This window comes from Kitasatospora mediocidica KCTC 9733 (assembly GCF_000744225.1).
In the GTDB taxonomy this organism is placed as follows: Bacteria; Actinomycetota; Actinomycetes; order Streptomycetales; family Streptomycetaceae; genus Kitasatospora; species Kitasatospora mediocidica.
On record NZ_JQLN01000004.1, the window covers coordinates 216,384 to 232,330 of the forward strand.

At 72.6% G+C, this 15,947-nt stretch carries 14 protein-coding genes and 1 pseudogene; 9 read left to right on the forward strand and 6 right to left on the reverse strand.

The genetic code is table 11. The features are described from left to right. Window positions 1–28 precede the first annotated feature (28 nt). The gene (locus BS80_RS08860; protein WP_035797028.1) at window positions 29–559 is read right to left on the reverse strand and encodes a GNAT family N-acetyltransferase; all 531 of its coding nucleotides are present in this window, start codon (window positions 557–559) and stop codon (window positions 29–31) included. Between the two features lie 195 nt (window positions 560–754). Between BS80_RS08860 and BS80_RS08865 the strand changes: the two genes are divergently transcribed. Beyond that, the gene (locus tag BS80_RS08865) at window positions 755–2,809 is read left to right on the forward strand and encodes a phosphocholine-specific phospholipase C (protein ID WP_035795243.1); all 2,055 of its coding nucleotides are present in this window, start codon (window positions 755–757) and stop codon (window positions 2,807–2,809) included. A 73-nt stretch (window positions 2,810–2,882) separates the two neighbouring features. Here BS80_RS08865 and BS80_RS08870 read toward each other — a convergent pair whose 3' ends face one another. After that, window positions 2,883–3,569 (reverse strand): M24 family metallopeptidase, encoded by a 687-nt coding sequence (locus tag BS80_RS08870; protein ID WP_035797030.1) that lies wholly within the window; start codon window positions 3,567–3,569, stop codon window positions 2,883–2,885. A 227-nt stretch (window positions 3,570–3,796) separates the two neighbouring features. On the opposite strand from BS80_RS08870, the gene BS80_RS39160 reads away from it, so the two are divergent. Beyond that, window positions 3,797–4,021 carry a hypothetical protein gene (locus tag BS80_RS39160; RefSeq protein ID WP_083974438.1) on the forward strand — a complete coding sequence of 75 codons (225 nt, stop codon included), beginning with the start codon at window positions 3,797–3,799 and terminating at the stop codon, window positions 4,019–4,021. Between the two features lie 19 nt (window positions 4,022–4,040). Here BS80_RS39160 and BS80_RS08875 read toward each other — a convergent pair. Continuing rightward, window positions 4,041–4,466: pseudogene (locus tag BS80_RS08875) on the reverse strand (permease); the annotation flags it as partial. A gap of 142 nt (window positions 4,467–4,608) precedes the next feature. On the opposite strand from BS80_RS08875, the gene BS80_RS08880 reads away from it, so the two are divergent. Further along, window positions 4,609–5,514 (forward strand): hypothetical protein, encoded by a 906-nt coding sequence (locus BS80_RS08880; RefSeq protein ID WP_035795246.1) that lies wholly within the window; start codon window positions 4,609–4,611, stop codon window positions 5,512–5,514. On the opposite strand, the gene BS80_RS08885 is transcribed toward BS80_RS08880, so the two are convergent. The 3 genes from BS80_RS08885 to BS80_RS08895 form a co-directional block, all read right to left on the reverse strand. Next, window positions 5,501–6,739 carry an McrC family protein gene (locus BS80_RS08885; RefSeq protein WP_035795249.1) on the reverse strand — a complete coding sequence of 413 codons (1,239 nt, stop codon included), beginning with the start codon at window positions 6,737–6,739 and terminating at the stop codon, window positions 5,501–5,503. The two genes, BS80_RS08880 and BS80_RS08885, sit on opposite strands and share 14 nt — an antisense overlap. Before the next feature lie 13 nt (window positions 6,740–6,752). Continuing rightward, window positions 6,753–8,990: an McrB family protein gene (locus BS80_RS08890; RefSeq protein WP_232246417.1), complete on the reverse strand. Its 2,238-nt coding sequence runs from the start codon at window positions 8,988–8,990 to the stop codon at window positions 6,753–6,755. A 111-nt stretch (window positions 8,991–9,101) separates the two neighbouring features. After that, window positions 9,102–10,298, reverse strand: a complete 1,197-nt coding sequence (locus BS80_RS08895) for an alpha/beta hydrolase (protein WP_035795252.1) — start codon at window positions 10,296–10,298, stop codon at window positions 9,102–9,104. A gap of 210 nt (window positions 10,299–10,508) precedes the next feature. Here BS80_RS08895 and BS80_RS08900 point away from each other — a divergent pair, with 210 nt between their 5' ends. From BS80_RS08900 to BS80_RS08925, 6 genes are read left to right on the forward strand one after another with little or no spacing between them, the layout of a single operon-like run. After that, window positions 10,509–11,921, forward strand: coding sequence for a ferredoxin reductase family protein (locus BS80_RS08900; protein ID WP_035795255.1), 1,413 nt, complete (start codon window positions 10,509–10,511; stop codon window positions 11,919–11,921). A 13-nt stretch (window positions 11,922–11,934) separates the two neighbouring features. Further along, entirely contained in the window at window positions 11,935–12,414 is a 480-nt protein-coding gene (locus BS80_RS08905; RefSeq protein WP_035795258.1) for an FMN-binding protein, read from the forward strand. A 6-nt stretch (window positions 12,415–12,420) separates the two neighbouring features. Further along, the gene (locus BS80_RS08910; RefSeq protein WP_035795260.1) at window positions 12,421–13,218 is read left to right on the forward strand and encodes an FAD:protein FMN transferase; all 798 of its coding nucleotides are present in this window, start codon (window positions 12,421–12,423) and stop codon (window positions 13,216–13,218) included. A 14-nt stretch (window positions 13,219–13,232) separates the two neighbouring features. Further along, window positions 13,233–13,889 (forward strand): response regulator transcription factor, encoded by a 657-nt coding sequence (locus BS80_RS08915; protein WP_035795263.1) that lies wholly within the window; start codon window positions 13,233–13,235, stop codon window positions 13,887–13,889. Next, window positions 13,886–15,115, forward strand: a complete 1,230-nt coding sequence (locus BS80_RS08920; RefSeq protein ID WP_051966374.1) for a sensor histidine kinase — start codon at window positions 13,886–13,888, stop codon at window positions 15,113–15,115. The genes BS80_RS08915 and BS80_RS08920 overlap by 4 nt, the downstream gene beginning before the upstream one ends. 34 nt (window positions 15,116–15,149) lie before the next feature. Beyond that, window positions 15,150–15,935 carry a COG4705 family protein gene (locus BS80_RS08925; protein ID WP_035795266.1) on the forward strand — a complete coding sequence of 262 codons (786 nt, stop codon included), beginning with the start codon at window positions 15,150–15,152 and terminating at the stop codon, window positions 15,933–15,935. The last annotated feature ends 12 nt before the right edge of the window (window positions 15,936–15,947 follow it).

Consider the following 15,947-nt stretch of genomic DNA (forward strand, 5'->3'; position numbering starts at 1 on the left):
TCCGGGGCGGGGCGGTGTCACGCGGGGCTCAGGCGTACTCGGTCAGGTCGATGGCGTGCACCCGCAGCGGGAAACCGAAGGCCGGGTGGGTCGTCTCGCTCTCCAGCTCCATGCCGAGCTTGCGCATCACGTTCTCGGAGGCGTCGTTGCCGAGCCTGCAGATGCTGATCACCCGGTCCAGGCCGCGATCCTCCAGTGCGAACTCCAGGACGGCGTGGGCGGCTTCGGACGCGTAGCCCTGCCCCCAGAACTGCCGGCCGAGCCGCCAGCCGATCTCCACCGAGGGCAGCACCTCCGGCAGGAACTCGGGGACGGAGAGGCCGGCGAACCCGATCAACTCGCCGGAGCCCAGCAGCTCGACGGCGAACAGGCCGAACCCCTCGTCGTCCCAGTCCTCCTCCCAGCGCTCGATCGCCTCGGCGGTCTGCTCCAGGTCGCACACGGAGCCGTCGCCGATCCACTCCATCACCAGCGGGTCGGCGTTGATCTCCGCCATGGCGGGCAGGTCGTCCTCCTGCCAGCGGCGCAGCAGGAGGCGGGGAGTGAGGATCTCGGTCATGCCCCCATCCTGCCACTGCGTGGGGTGTCGGCCCTCCAGGGCGTTGTGCTCGATCATGCTCGATACAACGGAGTTTTAATCATCTATTGACTCCAGATGTCAGATCGCGCAACAGTCATGCCGTTCAGGCCGACCGGCAGTCGTGGTGGGGGCGGTCGCAGAGGCGAGAGACACGTCCAGATGGAGGTCGGTCGGATGACCGAGTCGCGCTCCCCGTTCACCCGTCGTCGGTTCCTCGGCGGCGCCGCCGCAGCCGGAGCCCTGTCCGTCCTGCCGCCCGGCCTGGTGCAGGCACTCGCCGCACCGGCCACCCCCGGGTCGCTGGCCGACGTCAAGCACGTCGTGGTGCTGATGCAGGAGAACCGCTCCTTCGACCACTACTACGGCACGATGAGCGGCGTCCGGGGCTTCGGCGACCGCACGGCGGTGACCATGCCCAATGGCCAGGACGTCTTCCACCAGCCCTCCGCCGCACGCGCCGAGGGCCATCTGCTGCCGTTCCGGATCAACACCACCCAGGTCGACGGGCAGGACGACGAGTACCTGCCGCACGACTGGTCGGACCAGCACCAGGCCATCGACGCCGGCCGGTGCGACCGGTGGATCGCCGCCAAGGGCGAGATGACCATGGGCTACCTCACCGAGCAGGACATCCCCTTCCACCGCGCGCTGGCCGACGCGTTCACCCTCTGCGACCACTACCACTGCTCGGTGCAGGGCCCGACCACGCCCAACCGGGTCTACCTGTTCTCCGGGACCATCGACGCGGCCGGGCGGGCCGGCGGCCCGGGCAACGAGAACCCGGCGGACTACCAGCCGGTCTACTCCTGGCAGACCTACCCGGAGTTCCTGGAGCAGCAACAGGTCAGCTGGAAGGTCTACGCCAACAACGAGGTCGGCGACGACAGCGCCCACCCGTGGGTCGGCGACTACGGCGACAACCCGCTCTGGCTCTTCCACGCCTACCACGACCCGGCCAACGCCGCGTTGGCGCAGAAGGCGTCCGTGACGCCGTGGCAGCCGGACTCGGGCCTCGGCAAGGACCCCGCCCATGTGCTGTCCTCGTTCATAGCCGACTGTGCGCAGGGCACGCTGCCCGAGGTGTCCTGGGTCGTCGCGCCGACCGGCTACTGCGAGCACCCCTCCTCCCGGCCGCTCAACGGCGCGGTCTACACCCAGGAGGTGCTGAAGGCGCTGTGGAGCAACCAGGAGTTGTGGTCCTCCACCGTCCTGCTGATCAACTACGACGAGAACGACGGCATGTTCGACCACGTCCCGCCGCCGATGCCGCCGGCCGGCGCCACCGACGAGTACGTCGCCGGCCTGCCGATCGGGCTCGGCGCCCGCGTCCCGATGACCGTCATCTCACCCTGGAGCAAGGGCGGTTGGGTCAACTCCCAGGTCTTCGACCACACCTCGGTGATCCGCTTCATCGAGACCTGGAAGCACCCGGACACCCCGTTCCCCAACATCTCACCCTGGCGCCGCTCGATCTGCGGCGACCTCACCAGCTGCTTCGACTTCACCGCCGCCGACGCCACGCCGCCGACCACCCTGCCGGCGATGCCCACCCGCGCGATCGCCCCCGGCGACCCCGGCGACCCCGAGCAGGGGCTGCCCGCCGCCGCGCCGCCGGCCACCGGGCCCACCGCCGTCCCCGCGCAGCTGCCCGGCACCCGCCCGGCCCGGGCGCTGCCGTACCAGCCGCTGGCCGCCGTCGCGCTCAGCGCCGACCGGCAGACCCTCACCACGACCTTCGCCAACCAGGGCACCGCCGACGTGCAGCTGGCGGCCTACCGGGCCGACGGGCAGAGCGACGGGCCGTGGCGCTACGACGTGCCGGCCGGCGGGAGCGTCAGCGACGTCTGGCACATCCAGGCCTACGGCGGCGGCAGGTACGACATCGCGGTGCACGGACCCAACCGGTTCCTGTGGCAGTTCGCGGGCGACGCCGCCGGCGCCGGCGCGGGCGTGGAGATCACCGCCTCGTACACCGCGACCCCCCGGCTGCAACTGGTGATGACCAACGCCTCGGCCGCGCCGGTCACGGTGACCTGGACCGCCAACCACTACCGGGGCGACGGCCCGTGGACCTACTCGATCCCGGCCGGCGGGTCGGTCACCGACAGCTGGAACCTGCTGGCCTTCGACGGCTGGTTCGACCTGTCGGCGACCCTCGACACCGATCCGGCGTTCCTGCGCCGCTTCACCGGCCACGCCGAGAACGGCTCACCGAGCAGCACCGGCTGAGGCACCGTCACCGGGTGCGGCGGCCGCGCGCCGCACCCCGGCGACCCGGCGAGCCGCTCAGAGGTCGAGCAGTTCAGAGGTCGAGCAACTCCTCGTAGAACCCGCCGAAGGCGCCGTCCGGGTCCAGCAGATGGACCTCCAGGATCCAGTGGCACTGCTGGCCGATCCGGTCGGTGCGCCGCATCGGGTGGTCGCTGCCGGGCGTGACATGCGACTCGAGGTCGTCGCCCGCGATCTCCTCGTGCGGGAACTCCCCCACCAGGTGCCCGGCGTGCCAGCCGCCGAGCCCCCAGCCCGCCTGCGCCGCCAGCCTGGCCATCTCGGCGTGCAACTGCGCGCCGGTGACGTCCTGGTGGGTCTCGAAGTAACGCCGGCCGGCCGCGAAGATGACCGGCAGGTCGTCCCGCAGGCGCTGCTTGACCGGGTCGTCGCCGAGCACGAAGGTCCGCCCGAAGTCGGCCTCCCACTCCTCGAAGATCGGGCCGAAGTCCACGAAGACGATGTCGTCCTCGGCGATCACCAGGTCCGGCGGGTTCTCCCGGTAGGGGTGCAGGGTGTTCGCGCCGGTGCGGACGATCCGCTTGTGCCAGTAGCGCTTGATGTCGAACATCTCGTTCGCGAGGTCGCGGATCCGGTCGCTGACGGCGCGTTCGCTCTGGCCGGCGGCGATCAGGCCGCGCTTCTCCACCTCGGCGAACAGCTCCTCGGCCTTCGCCTGGGCTCCCAACAGTCCTGCCACGCGTGCGGGTTCATCATGCATGACGCCCACCCTAGGAGGCGCCGCAGGTGCGGCCAAGGGGATTCCGGCCCGCGGTCACCACAGGCGGCCGGTCGGGCCATCGGTCGGGCAATCGGCTCGGGCAATCGGCTCGGGCAATCGGGCGAATGCCATCGAAATGTACCGACTCTCCTCGTATCTGCGGCCTTAGGCTCGGGCCGGGATCCTCACCGCCCCGCCCCAACACCCCGCCGCCCCGGGAGACTCCTGTGCCGTCCCGTCCCGTCCGCCGCCGTCTGCCGCCGGCGCTGGTCGGCGCCTGCGCCGCCGCCGTCCTGGCCGTCAGCGGCTGCTCCTCCGGCTCCTCCTCGACCTCCGCCATTAGCGGCTCCGCGTCGGCGGCCGCGCCCGCGAGCGTCACCGGCACGATCACCGTCTTCGCCGCCGCCTCGCTGCAGGGCACCTTCACCACCCTCGGCAAGCCGATCACGTAGCCGGCGAGCCGCCCATGACCCGCAGCAGGGCTGGGCGCAGCAGCAGGCGTAGCAGCGCCGCGAGCACGACGATCATCACCGGTCCGCCGGCGAACTCGGCTGCCGTGAACTGTCGGCCCATCAACAGCGCCAGGAGCAAACCGAGTTCGATCACCAGGTTGGTGGAGGCGATCTCGAAGGCCATCGCGGCCGTGAAGTCGGCCCCCCTGCGGACCAGCGAGCGGGCCAGCGCCACCGCCGCATAACTGCAGGACGAGGAGGCGGCGCCGAGGCCGGCGGCGACCGCCAGGGTGCGCGGACGGTCGTCACCCAGCAGCCGGTCGACGGTGGCCCTGCGCACCACCGCCTGCACGACGGCGGAGAGCAGGAACCCCAGGATCAGCGCCCAGGTGATCTGCCAGGTCATCGATCCGGTGACGGCCAGCGCGTGCCCGATCGCCCGGATCGCCCGCATCTCCCCCGCCTTCCGCTGGTTCCGCTGGTTCCGCTGACGCACCCTAGCCCGATCGGTGTGCATTTGTCCGCAACCTGCACGGTCGCCCGTCCCGCTGGGGACCGATCAGGGATCTCCCCTCGAAAGGATGTTCATGTCGCAACACCTCTGCATCCGGGCGGCGCGCGCGGCCGCCGTCACCACCCTCACCTTCGCCGCGGTCCTCGGCGGGGTCGGCCCGGCGGGCGCCACCTCGCCCGAGGACCACCCGATCGAGGTGAGCCTCGGCGCCGGCGGCATCCAGGTGCCGGACGGCACCCACACGGGCGGGCTGGTCAGCTTCCGGGTCGCGACGGACGACGCGGCCGGCCGCCAGCTCCAGCTGCTGCGCCCGCACGACGGCGTCACCTCCGACCAGGCGCTGAAGGACCTGGCCGCCTCGCTCAGCACGGACGGACCCACCGCGGCCGCCGGGATCAAGGCCTTCCGCACCGAAGCCGACGCGCTCGGCGGCGCGCTGGTCACCCCGCAGGTGCACGAGCAGTTCACCGAGGAGGTCTCGCCCGGCGCGGTCTACCTGGTGGACCTCACCGCACTGCGGGCCGACCCGGCCCACCCGGTGACGAAGCGTCTGGACCTGGTGGGCACCAACGGCCAGAGCGCCAACCAGGCCCGCTTCCCCGACGGCATGGTGCTCCAGCACGACACGTTCGCCGGCCCGCGCTTCGAGACGGCGGCGCTGGACCACGCCCACCTGGCCTACCTGGTCCACAACACGTCCACTGAGATCCACGAGATGCAGCTGCGCCCGGTCGCCCCGGGCACCACCGACGCCCAGCTGGACGCCTACTACGGCGCGCTCGCGGCCGGCGGCACGCCGGCCTCCCCCTTCACCGGCCCGGCCACCGGCTTCGGCGGCATCTCCCCCGACCACGGCGCCGCCATCCAGGCGCACGGCCTGCTGCCGGGCACCTACGCCGTGCTCTGCCAGGTCCCCGACGAGACCCTCGGCGTCTCGCACGCGGCCCTCGGCATGCACCAGGTGGTCACCCTGCAGTAGCAGCGGAGTCCGGGTCACCGGCCGGCGCGAGCACCCGCGCCAGGCCGGTGACCGCGGCCAGCAGGTCTGCGGGCGGCTGGCCGAGGTCCAGGGTGTGGGCGTGGATGACGGCGCCGGAGCCGCGGACCGTGTGCGCGGCCGCACTCGGCGCGGCGCTGCCGCCCGCGTAGACCAGGTGTCCGGCGGGCAGGCCCAACGCGGTGCAGTAGCTGAGAAGTTGGTAAAGATGCTCGGTGGGCGGGACGCTTGCGTTCAGTGCCTTGTACTTGGCATCGACGACACCGGCCGGCTGTCCTGCCCGGTAGAGCACCAGGTCCGGGCGGAGCCTGACCCGGCCTGCCTGGTCGAGGCGGTGGCGGGTCTCCTGGGCCGCACACCGCACCCCGTGGCCGCGCAGGGCGTCGCCCAGCGCCGAGGCGAGGAAGTTCTCGAACACCCGCGGCATGTCGAGCAGGAAACCGTCCCCCTGGAGCGCCGCCGGCCCTTCGGGCTGGACGGCCCGGCCGGCGAGCACGAGTTCGGCCAGCCGCAGCGCCGACCGGTAGCGGGCGTTGAGGCGGTTCGGGGCCCAGACCGGCAGCGGCTCGCCCGGAATGGGCGGGCGGACGCCGGCCAGGCGTCCGGCCAGGTGACGCAGCAGCGTACGGGTGGCGGGCGCGATGCCGGGCAGCAGCTCCAGGTGGTGCAGGGCGCCGAGCAGGATCCGGTTCTCTGGGATGTCCGGCGAGTGGTCGTCGTAGCGGACGGCCACCGGGAGCGGCAGGCCGGTGCGACGCAGCTGGTCGGTGGTACGGATCCGCCCGCGCACCACCGTCAGGTCCTCCTCGACGGTGCGGTAGCCGTAGAGGACGCCGGTCTCCAGGGTGCGCCGCACGGTGCGGGCGAACAGCTCGGCGACCGCGGGCAACAGATCCTCGGCGGTGCCGAGTTCGACGGTGTCCCGGTGCCAGGGGTCGTGCGGCGCGTAGCCGATCAGGAAGAGCAGGTGGGAGATCGCCAGCTTGGGCCGGATCAACACCTCCAGGGCGTCCGCGCCGCGGCCGAGGCGGACCAGGCCGACCTTCTGGTTGCCCCGGATCCGCCACTGGCCGCCCGCGGCCGGGGCGAGCCCGACCAGCTCGGGCACCGCCATCAGCATGGCCAGCTGTCCGCCGGTGAGCCGGCGGACAATGCCGGGCCCGGTCTCGGTCAGCTCGAACCGGGGCACCGGGAGCACGGGGGTCACGGCAGGCACCGGGTTACCCGGCGACGTCGTCGGGGTGCGCGGGCGCCTGCTGTGCCTCGGCGCGCAGGGCGGCGAGCCCGTACTCCTGCTCGACGTCGATGCCACTGCCGTAGAGCTGGTCCTCCAGGAGCGGCAGGATCTGGCTGCGCCAGACCAGATCCAGGCCGAGCGGGTCGGCGATCCGGCGGGTCATCAGGTAGGAGGGGCCGATGGCCCGTTCGGGATCGGCCAGCCGCCGGTTGAGGGCGTCCAAGATCCTTGCAGGCTCGTGGCCCAGCCCCTGGCGATCCAGCCAGCGGTCCAGCAGACCGGCCACGGGCGCGCGGTCGGGGGCCAGCCGGCGGAAGGCGAAGCGCCGGCGCATGGCCGCGTCGATCAGCGCGATCGAGCGGTCGGCGGTGTTCATCGTGCCGATGACGAAGAGGTTGCGGGGCAGGTCGAACGGCGTCTCGGGGCTGTACTGGGTGGTGATCGGCTCGTCGCGGTACTCCAGCAGGAAGTACAACTCGCCGAAGACCTTGGCCAGATGGGCGCGGTTGATCTCGTCGATGATCAGCACATAGGGGTTGCCGGGGTCCAGGCGGGCCTGCTCGGCGAGGAGCTTGAACGGACCGGGGACGATGTCGAACGCCACCGTGCCGCACTCGCCGCGGACCGGCCGGAAGCCCTCGAAGAAGTCCTCGTAGGTGTACGACGGGTGGAACTGCACCAGGCGGGTGCGTTCGGCCCCGGCCAGGTGCTGGGCCAGTCGCCGCGCCAGGAAGGTCTTGCCGGTCCCGGGCGGCCCGTAGAGGATGATCTGCCGGTCCAGTTCGAGCTGGCGGGCCGTCTCGCGCAGCCAGTCCAGCGGCATCAGCAGCTCTTCGGCCAGTTCCCCGGTGACCGGCGCGAACTCCAGCGGCCGGGTCAGATCGGCCTCCAGCAGGACGTCCTGGACGACCTCGTCCAGACCTGCCGTCGCCGCGATCTCGGCGGCCACCGCGCTGATGTCGTAGACCGTCGCGGGCCGGGTCAGCCGGCTCTGCACCTGCTCGGCAAGCTGGGAGCGGAGCAGCGGGCGCTGCGCGGTCGCCCACTGCACCCGCCTGCGCCGCGCGGTGTCCGGGCCGTCGGCGGGCTCGTCGTACGCCGCGCTCTGCACCGTGCCGACGTGGACGCTCTCGGGCGTGACGGTGACCACCACGTCACCGGGCTCCATGACGGTGAGGAAGGTGTGCAGTTGGGAGATGATCTGGCCGCGGGCACCGGCCCCGAGGTCGGGGTAGGCCTCAACGACAGCCTTGATCACGCTCTTCCTGGGCCTGACGGCGGTCAGCCCGGTCACCTCGGGGAACGAGACCGAGCAGTAACCGCCCTCCAGCCAGGCCGGGATGACGTTCCGTCCGTTGACGTCGTGGCCGCGCACCAGCCAGCCGCGCTGAGTGGCCTCCTGGGCGGTGGGCCGCCACTGTTCGACCCACGGCGACGCGTAGAAGTCGACCCGGCCGCCGGACTCCTCGGCCAACACCTGGGTGAGCGCCAGCAGATCGCGGTCCTGGTTCTCGCCGGGGGCCGAAAGGCGGTCCTGGAAGGCGTCCCGGATCCGCTGCTTGTGGGCGGCGCTGGCGATCGGCAGGAAGGTGTCGGGGAACAGCAGGTGCTGCAGGACGTGGATCTGGGCGCGGCCTTTGCGGTGGCCGATCCGCTCCTGGATCGCGAAGCACTCCTGGCGGAACCGCCACGGGTCGGCCAGTTCGGCCTCACGCTGCGCCTGCGGCAGCCCGGCCAACCGTTCGGTCACCAGGACGAGCAACTGGAACTGCGCCCAGCGGTAGTTGAGGAAGCCCTGGCCGCCATGCAGGAACCCGGTCAGCGGCACCTGCCCGGCCTCAGCCTCGGGGAGGCGGTAGTCGCGCCCGGCCCAGCTCAGGATGTCGGAGAGGATCTCGCGCTTCTTCGGTATCCCGATCTGCTCGGGCACCAGCGGCGCGAGGTTCACGTACAGCAGCTCGGCGGCCAGCACCATGGTCTCGGCCGGCGCACCGTCGAGCTGGCGGCGCAGCTTCACCAGGAAGGTGTCCGCGGACTCGTCGGGCCGGTCGACGAAGCGGGCCCGCAGGTCGGCGGCGGTCTCGGCGGTCCACACCGCGAGCTCCGGGAGGAAGGCGGAGCGCCCGGTGCGCAGGCCCTCGCGGAACACCCGCTGGACCGCCTCCCGCACCTCGGTGCCGTCCGGCCGCCTGCCCGTCCCCGCCACCTGCTGCTCCGCCACTGCCGCTCCCCCGCCGTGCACCCCGAACCAACCGCCGGTCTGTCCGTCGCACATGCTAGTGCCGCGATGTGCACCCGGAGCAGTGGGGTCCGGGCTGACGTTGCGTCAGTGTCAGTTCCCGGCCGGGATGATGGTGCTGAGCCACTTGAAGACGGCGGGCACCATCGGCTTCCAGGTGCTGATCAGGTGGGCGCCGGGGTTCTCCACCGAGGTCACGGTGGTGGGGGCCTTCGCCGCCTGCTGGAGGGCGAGGGCGTCCTCCAGGCCGTCGCCCTTGCGGCCGGTTTCGTAGATCGCGACGTTCGGCGGGGTCTGGGCGTGGGTGAGGATGTACAGCGGGTTGGAGATCTCCCGCAGGTGCGGGTCCTTGGCGGTCAGTGACTTGGGCTCGGACATCGGGTCGTTGTAGCCCGACATGCTGACCGCGGCGCGGTAGCGGTCGGGGTGCTCCAGGGCGAGCCGGGTGGCGCAGTGTGCGCCGGCCGAGTAGCCGGCCACGGCCCAGCGGGCGGCGGAGGCGTCGACGCGGAAGTTGTCCAGCATCATCTGCGGGACGTCGCGCGAGAACCAGGTCTCCGCGTTGATCTTGCCCGGGACGTCCGCGCAGCCGGTGTCGGTGTCGCCGCCGAGCAGGGTGACCCGCGGCGAGACCAGGATGAAGGGCGTCACCTGACCGGAGGTCATCAGCGGCGCGAGCTGCTTGGTGACGTTCATGGAGCCGAACCAGGCGCTGGAGGAGCCGGGGAAGCCGGCCAGCAGCTCCACCACCGGGAACGTCTTGTCCTTGTACGCCGGGTCGTCGTACTGCGGCGGCGTCCACACCACCACCTCACCGTCGACACCGGAGAGTTGGCCCTTGAGGTCGGTGGTCCGCACGTCGCCCGGCACCGCGCTGTCGTCCACCGGCTTGAAGGTCTGGAGCACCTTGGCCCGCTTGGTGTCGGCGACCAGGCCGTGGTCCGGCGGCGGGGCGGCCACCGTCCGGACGTGGTTGGCGGTGCCCAGCAGGTCGCCCCAGGTGTCGTAGAGCTGGTTGGCGTTGTTGACCAGGACGAAGACCAGCGTCACGGCGGTGGCCTGGCAGAGCAGGACCGAGGCCAGGAAGCCGGCGGCCCGCAGCGGCCCGCGGCCACCGGTCTCCCGCTCGCGCCTGCGCCCTGCCGCCCGCCCCTGCGGCTGCGGCTGCCCCGAGGCCCGGCCCCGTCCGCGCTCGGCGCCGGCCTTGCTCCACTGCACCACGACCAGCCCGATCGAGCCCACGAAGAGCAGGATCGCGAGGAGGAGGAAGGGGGTGCCTGTCAGCTGCATGCGTGCTCTCATATCCGGGTCATCAACCGCGCGGGCCCCGCTCGGCCGGTGCGTGCTCACGTACGGGGACGGGCCCGATCACGGGTTCGGTTTCGCCCATGATCATAAGAGAGATGAGAAGCGCGTCACACCAGCCTGCTGTTACGGCCCTGTTATGCCGCGCGCGGCACTGTGATCCCGTCAGTAATCGCACCAGGACGGGAGCCACTCATGTCGACCGTGAGCGCGCCAAGCCCGCGTTCGGCCCGGCATCGCGGCAAGCCGGCCGAGCGGCCGCCCGGACTGCCGGGGGTACCCGGAGCCGGGGTCCCGTGGGCGCGGGCGCTGCTGGTGGTGATCTGGTCCGGGGTGCCCGCGGTGCTCGCGCTGTGGTGGCAGAACACCATTCCCGGCTCGCTGCACAGCACCGCGGACTGGCTGACCGCCGGCGGACGGATCGCCGGGCTGCTCGCCGCCTACCTGCTGCTGGTGCTGGTCGCGCTGATGGCGCGGGTGCCGTGGCTGGAGAACCGGGTGGGCTCGGACGTCGTCGCCCGCTACCACCGGGCGTTGGGCGAGTACACCGTGGCGCTCGCGGTGGCGCACGCGGCGCTGGTCATCCTGGGCTACGCCTGGCAGTCGGGGACGAACCCGGTCTCCGAGGGCGTCACCGTCGTCCTCGACTACCCCGACGTGCTGCTCTCGGCCATCGCGCTGGCCCTGCTGGTGCTGGTCGGCCTCGTCTCGGCCCGGGCGGTGCGGCGCCGGCTCGGATACGAGACCTGGTACCACGTGCACCTGCTGGTCTACGTCGCGATCGGCCTCGCCTTCGCCCACGAGTTCGCGGTCGGCGCGGACTTCTCCACCTCCGCGCGCAACCGGCTGCTCTGGTCGGGCGCGCACCTGGTGGTGGGTGTGGCCGTCGTGATCTTCCGGATCGGACTGCCGTTGCGGCGCTCGCTGCGCCACCGGCTGCGGGTGGCACGGGTGGTCGGGGAGGGGCCGGGCGTGGTGTCGATCCACCTGACCGGCCGCGACCTGGACCTGCTGCGCGCCGAGGGCGGGCAGTTCGCCCGCTGGCGGTTCCTGGCCCCGGGCCTGTGGTGGCAGTCCCACCCCTACTCGCTCTCCGCCGCGCCCGGCGCGGACACGCTGCGCATCACGGTGAAGGACCTCGGCGCCTCCAGTGCGGCGCTGGCCCGGCTGCGGCCCGGCACCCGGGTCTGGTTCGAGGGTCCGTACGGCGCCTTCACGGCGCGGCGCACCAGCGGGCGGCGGCGGGTGCTGCTGATCGCCGGTGGCGCGGGCATCACCCCGATCCGGGCCCTGTTCGAGACGCTGCCGGGGCGCGGCTCGGACGTGATCCTGCTCTACCGTGCCTCCAGCGCCGAGGACCTGGTGCTGCACCGCGAACTGCAGGCGATCGCCCGCCGGCGCGGTTTCGGCCTCTACCCGTTGGTGGGGCCGCGCACCGCCGGTGGCGACCCGCTGTCCGCCGTGCAGCTGCGCCGGATGGTCCCCGACCTGTCCGAGCGCGAGGTTTTCCTGTGCGGGCCGGCCGGGATGACCGCGACCGCGACCGAGCACCTGCGGTACGCCGGGGTCCCCCAGGGGCGGATCCACACCGAATCGTTCGAGTTCTAGGAGGTCCGGAGCCATGCGCAAGACCAGCCCCGCGCGCAGGACCAGCCTGGCCCTGCTCTCCACCGGCGCCGGCGTCGCCCTGCTGCTCGGGGTGAAGGCGCAGTCCGCCGGCGCGCCCCGGTCGGCGCTGGCCGACGCGCCGCGTCCGGCTGCCGCGCCGTCCGCCGCCCCGCCGTCCAGCACGTCGACGGCGGCGCCCGCACCGGCGGCGGGGAGCGGCAGCGGCACCTTCACGGGCAGCGTCGTCGACACCCGCTACGGCCCGGTGCAGGTGCAGGCCGTCAAGTCCGGCGGGAAGCTGACCGACATCGTGGTGCTCCAGCAGACCTACGGCGGCCACAGCTCGCAGATCGACTCCTACGCCCTGCCCGTGCTGAAGTCCGAGGCGCTGGCGGCGCAGAGCGCGGACATCGACGTGGTGTCGGGCGCGACGTACACCTCCGAGGGCTACGCGCAGTCGCTGCAGGCCGCCCTCGACGCGGCCGGGAAGTAGCACCGGATGCGCACCGCGACCGCGACGATCATGGGCACCGTCGTCTCGCTGGCCGCCCCCGACGACGTGCCGGCCGCCGACTTCGACGCGGCGGGCGAGGCGGCGTTCGGGTGGCTGCGGCACGTCGACGCGGTCTTCTCGCCGTTTCGCGCCGACAGCCCGATCAGCCGGATCCGCGACGGCAGGCTGGCGCCGAGCGCGATCGAGCCGGGCAGCGAGATCCACGAAGTGCTCTCCCTGTGCGAGGAGTTGAAGCAGGCCAGCGACGGCGCGTTCGACGCCTGGGCGGTCGGCGACCCGCCCGGTTTCGACCCCTGCGGCGCCGTGAAGGGCTGGGCCACCGAGCGCGCCGGCGCCCTGCTGACCGCGCACGGGCTGACCCGCCACGCGCTCAACGCCGGCGGCGACGTACGCCTGCGCGGCGGCCGGGACGGCACTCCCTGGCGGGTGGCGCTGACCGATCCGCACCGGCCGCGCACCGTACTGACGGTCCTGACGGTCGCCGACGGCGCGGTGGCCACCTCCGGCACCGCCGAGCGCGGCGCGCACGTCTTCAACCCGTCCAGCGGCCGACGCGCCACCGCGCTGGCCCAGGTCACCGTCACCGGCCCCGACCTGGCCCGCGCCGACGGCTACGCGACGGCCGCCCTGGCGCTGGCCGACGGACCGCGCGGCGCGGCCACCGCGCGCGAGTGGCTGCGCGGCCTCGCCGAGCGGACCGGGTACCAAGCCCTGACCGTCGACCCGGCCGGTGCGACCTGGTGGACCGGCGGCCTTGCCGCCCACCTGCCACAGCTGTCCTGAGAGAGGATGAACACATGCGGATTCTGGTCGTCGAGGACGAACAGCGCCTGGCCGCACGCATCGCCGAGGGGCTGCGTGACCAGGGCATGGCCGTGGACGTCAGCCACGACGGCACCGACGCGCTCGACAAGGCCGACCTGAACGCGTACGACGTCGTGGTGCTGGACCGCGACCTGCCGGGCACCCCCGGCGACGAGGTCTGCCAACGGCTCTCAGTGCGCAACAATGCCCCGATGATCCTGATGCTGACCGCGCTGTCCGGCACCGACGACCGGGTGGACGGCCTGACCCTGGGCGCCGACGACTACCTCGGCAAGCCGTTCTCGTTCGCCGAGCTCACCCTGCGGGTGCGGGCGCTGGGCCGGCGGCGGCGCTCGCACCCCGCCCAGCTGGTACGCGGCGAGCTGACCATGGACACGCTGCGCCGCACCGTCCACCGGTCGGGGCGGCCGATCGCGCTGACCGCCAAGGAGTTCACCGTCCTGCAGGTGCTGCTCACCGCCGACGGCGCGGTGCTCAGTCACGAGCAGCTGCTGGAACGGGCCTGGGACGAGCACACCGACCCGTTCACCAACACCGTCCGGGTCACCGTCAACCGGCTGCGCCGCAAGCTGGGGCTCCCGGACCTGGTGGAGACCCTGGTCGGCGCCGGCTACCGGATCGCGCCGTGAGCGCGCGGGTGCGGCTGCCCCGGCTGCCGTCGTGGGTACTGCGCCCGCCGCTGACCATCCGCGCGCGCCTCACCCTCACCTACGCGGCCCTGTTCACGGTCGGCGGCAGCGCGCTGGTCGCCGCCATGACCACGGCGTTCTACCACGCCATCTTCAAGCCGCTGCCGCCCGGCGCGATCCCCGGCCGACTCGATCCCGACCATGACCACATCGTCGGCCTCAGCGACCAGATCCGCGACGCCGCCGTCTCGCACCTGCTCCGCGACGCCCTGCTGCTGCTCCTGGTGGTGGTCGCGGTGTCGGCGCTGCTGGGCTGGTGGATCGCCGGCCGGATGCTGCGCCCGATCAAGGCGATCACGGCGGCGGCCCGCCGTGCCAGCGGCACCACCCTGCACGAGCGCCTCAACCTGCCCGGGCCGCCCGACGAGCTCAAGGAGCTCGGCGACACCTTCGACGAGATGCTGCAACGGCTGGACGCGGCCTTCGCCACCCAGCGGCGGTTCGTCGCCAACGCCAGCCACGAACTGCGCACCCCCCTGGCGGTGAGCCGGGCGGCCGTCGAGGTGACCCTCGCCAAGCCCGCCGCCACCCAGGCCCAGTGGCGCGCGATGGCGCAGGACGTCGCCGACTCCACCGCGCAGGCGCAGCGGCTGATCGACGCGCTCCTGGTGCTGGCCCGCTCCGAGCAGCGCGTCACCGAGTTCGAGGACGACGACCTGGCGGACGTCACGGCGGAGGCGCTGGACCACGTCGCCGCCCGCAGCCGGGCGCGCGGCCTGCGGCTGGAGTGCGAGCTGGGCGCCGCCCCGCTGCGCGGCAACGTGGCGCTGCTGGGCATCGCGGTGACCAACCTGCTGGAGAACGCGGTGAAGTACAACCGCTCCGGCGGCCTGCTCGCGGTGGTCACCCGCGAGACGCGGGCGCCCGACGGCTCACCCTGGGTGGAGTTGATCGTGACCAACGACGGTCCGGCGGTGGACCCCACCCAGTTGGACGAGCTGTTCGAGCCCTTCCATCGCGGGCGGCACACCCGGCGCAGTGGTACGGACCCGTCAGGCGAGGACGCTTCTTCCGAGCGGCCCGACGGTGCCGGCCTGGGCCTGTCGATCGTCCGCGCGGTCGCGGTGGCCCACGGCGGTATGGTCGCAGCGGCGGCACGACCGGCGGGCGGGCTGACGGTCGCGCTGCGGCTGCCGCTGCGGAGCGCTTCGTCTACAGGCATGTAGACACTCCGGGTCGAACTGTGCCATTCTGCCTCACATGACGACAGCTCAACTCCAGCCCAACAGTCCCGCTGCCCCCGTCAGGCAGGCGATGAGCAAGGTGCCGGAGGTGACGGCACTGTTCTGGATCATCAAGGTGCTGACCACCGGGATGGGCGAGACCGCCTCCGACTTCCTGGCACACGTGCTGGACCCGATGATCGCGGTAGCGCTCGGCGGGGTGGGACTGGTGGTCTGCCTGGCGGTGCAGCTCAGCGTCCGCCGCTATGTGGCCTGGATTTACTGGACCACCGTCGTCATGGTCAGCGTGTTCGGCACGATGGCCGCCGACGTGCTGCACGTCGGCCTGGGCGTGCCGTACCTGGTGTCCTCCCCCTTCTTCCTGCTCGCCCTCGCCGCGGTCTTCGGCGGCTGGTACGCGAGCGAGCGCACCCTCTCCATCCACAGCATCCACACCCGCCGGCGCGAGCTGTTCTACTGGGCCACCGTGCTGGCCACCTTCGCCCTGGGCACCGCCGTCGGCGACCTCACCGCGACCACCTTCGGCCTGGGCTACCTGGCGTCGGGCGTGATGTTCGCCGTGCTGATCGCGCTCCCGGCGCTCGGCCACGCGCGGCTGGGGCTCGGCGCGATCCCCGCCTTCTGGTGCGCGTACGTGCTGACCCGGCCGCTCGGCGCGTCCTTCGCGGACTGGATGGCCGTCAGCCACCAGCGCGGCGGCCTCAACCTCGGGCTCGGGCCCACCACGGCGGGCTGGAGCCTGGCGATCCTCGTCCTGGTCGGGTACCTGGCGGCGACCCGCCGGGACGTCGCCGCTCGCTGAACCCTCCGTCGA

Excerpts from the sequence above, each read along its gene's own strand:
- BS80_RS08910 (WP_035795260.1), top strand. The coding sequence starts at position 12,421 with ATGCGCACCGCGACCGCGACGATCATGGGCACCGTCGTCTCGCTGGCC.
- BS80_RS08865 (WP_035795243.1), top strand. The coding sequence starts at position 755 with ATGACCGAGTCGCGCTCCCCGTTCACCCGTCGTCGGTTCCTCGGCGGC.
- BS80_RS08870 (WP_035797030.1), bottom strand. The coding sequence starts at position 3,569 with ATGCATGATGAACCCGCACGCGTGGCAGGACTGTTGGGAGCCCAGGCG.
- BS80_RS08860 (WP_035797028.1), bottom strand. The coding sequence starts at position 559 with ATGACCGAGATCCTCACTCCCCGCCTCCTGCTGCGCCGCTGGCAGGAG.
- BS80_RS08925 (WP_035795266.1), top strand. The coding sequence starts at position 15,150 with ATGACGACAGCTCAACTCCAGCCCAACAGTCCCGCTGCCCCCGTCAGG.
- BS80_RS08915 (WP_035795263.1), top strand. The coding sequence starts at position 13,233 with ATGCGGATTCTGGTCGTCGAGGACGAACAGCGCCTGGCCGCACGCATC.
- BS80_RS08895 (WP_035795252.1), bottom strand. The coding sequence starts at position 10,298 with ATGCAGCTGACAGGCACCCCCTTCCTCCTCCTCGCGATCCTGCTCTTC.
- BS80_RS08905 (WP_035795258.1), top strand. The coding sequence starts at position 11,935 with ATGCGCAAGACCAGCCCCGCGCGCAGGACCAGCCTGGCCCTGCTCTCC.
- BS80_RS08900 (WP_035795255.1), top strand. The coding sequence starts at position 10,509 with ATGTCGACCGTGAGCGCGCCAAGCCCGCGTTCGGCCCGGCATCGCGGC.
- BS80_RS08880 (WP_035795246.1), top strand. The coding sequence starts at position 4,609 with ATGTCGCAACACCTCTGCATCCGGGCGGCGCGCGCGGCCGCCGTCACC.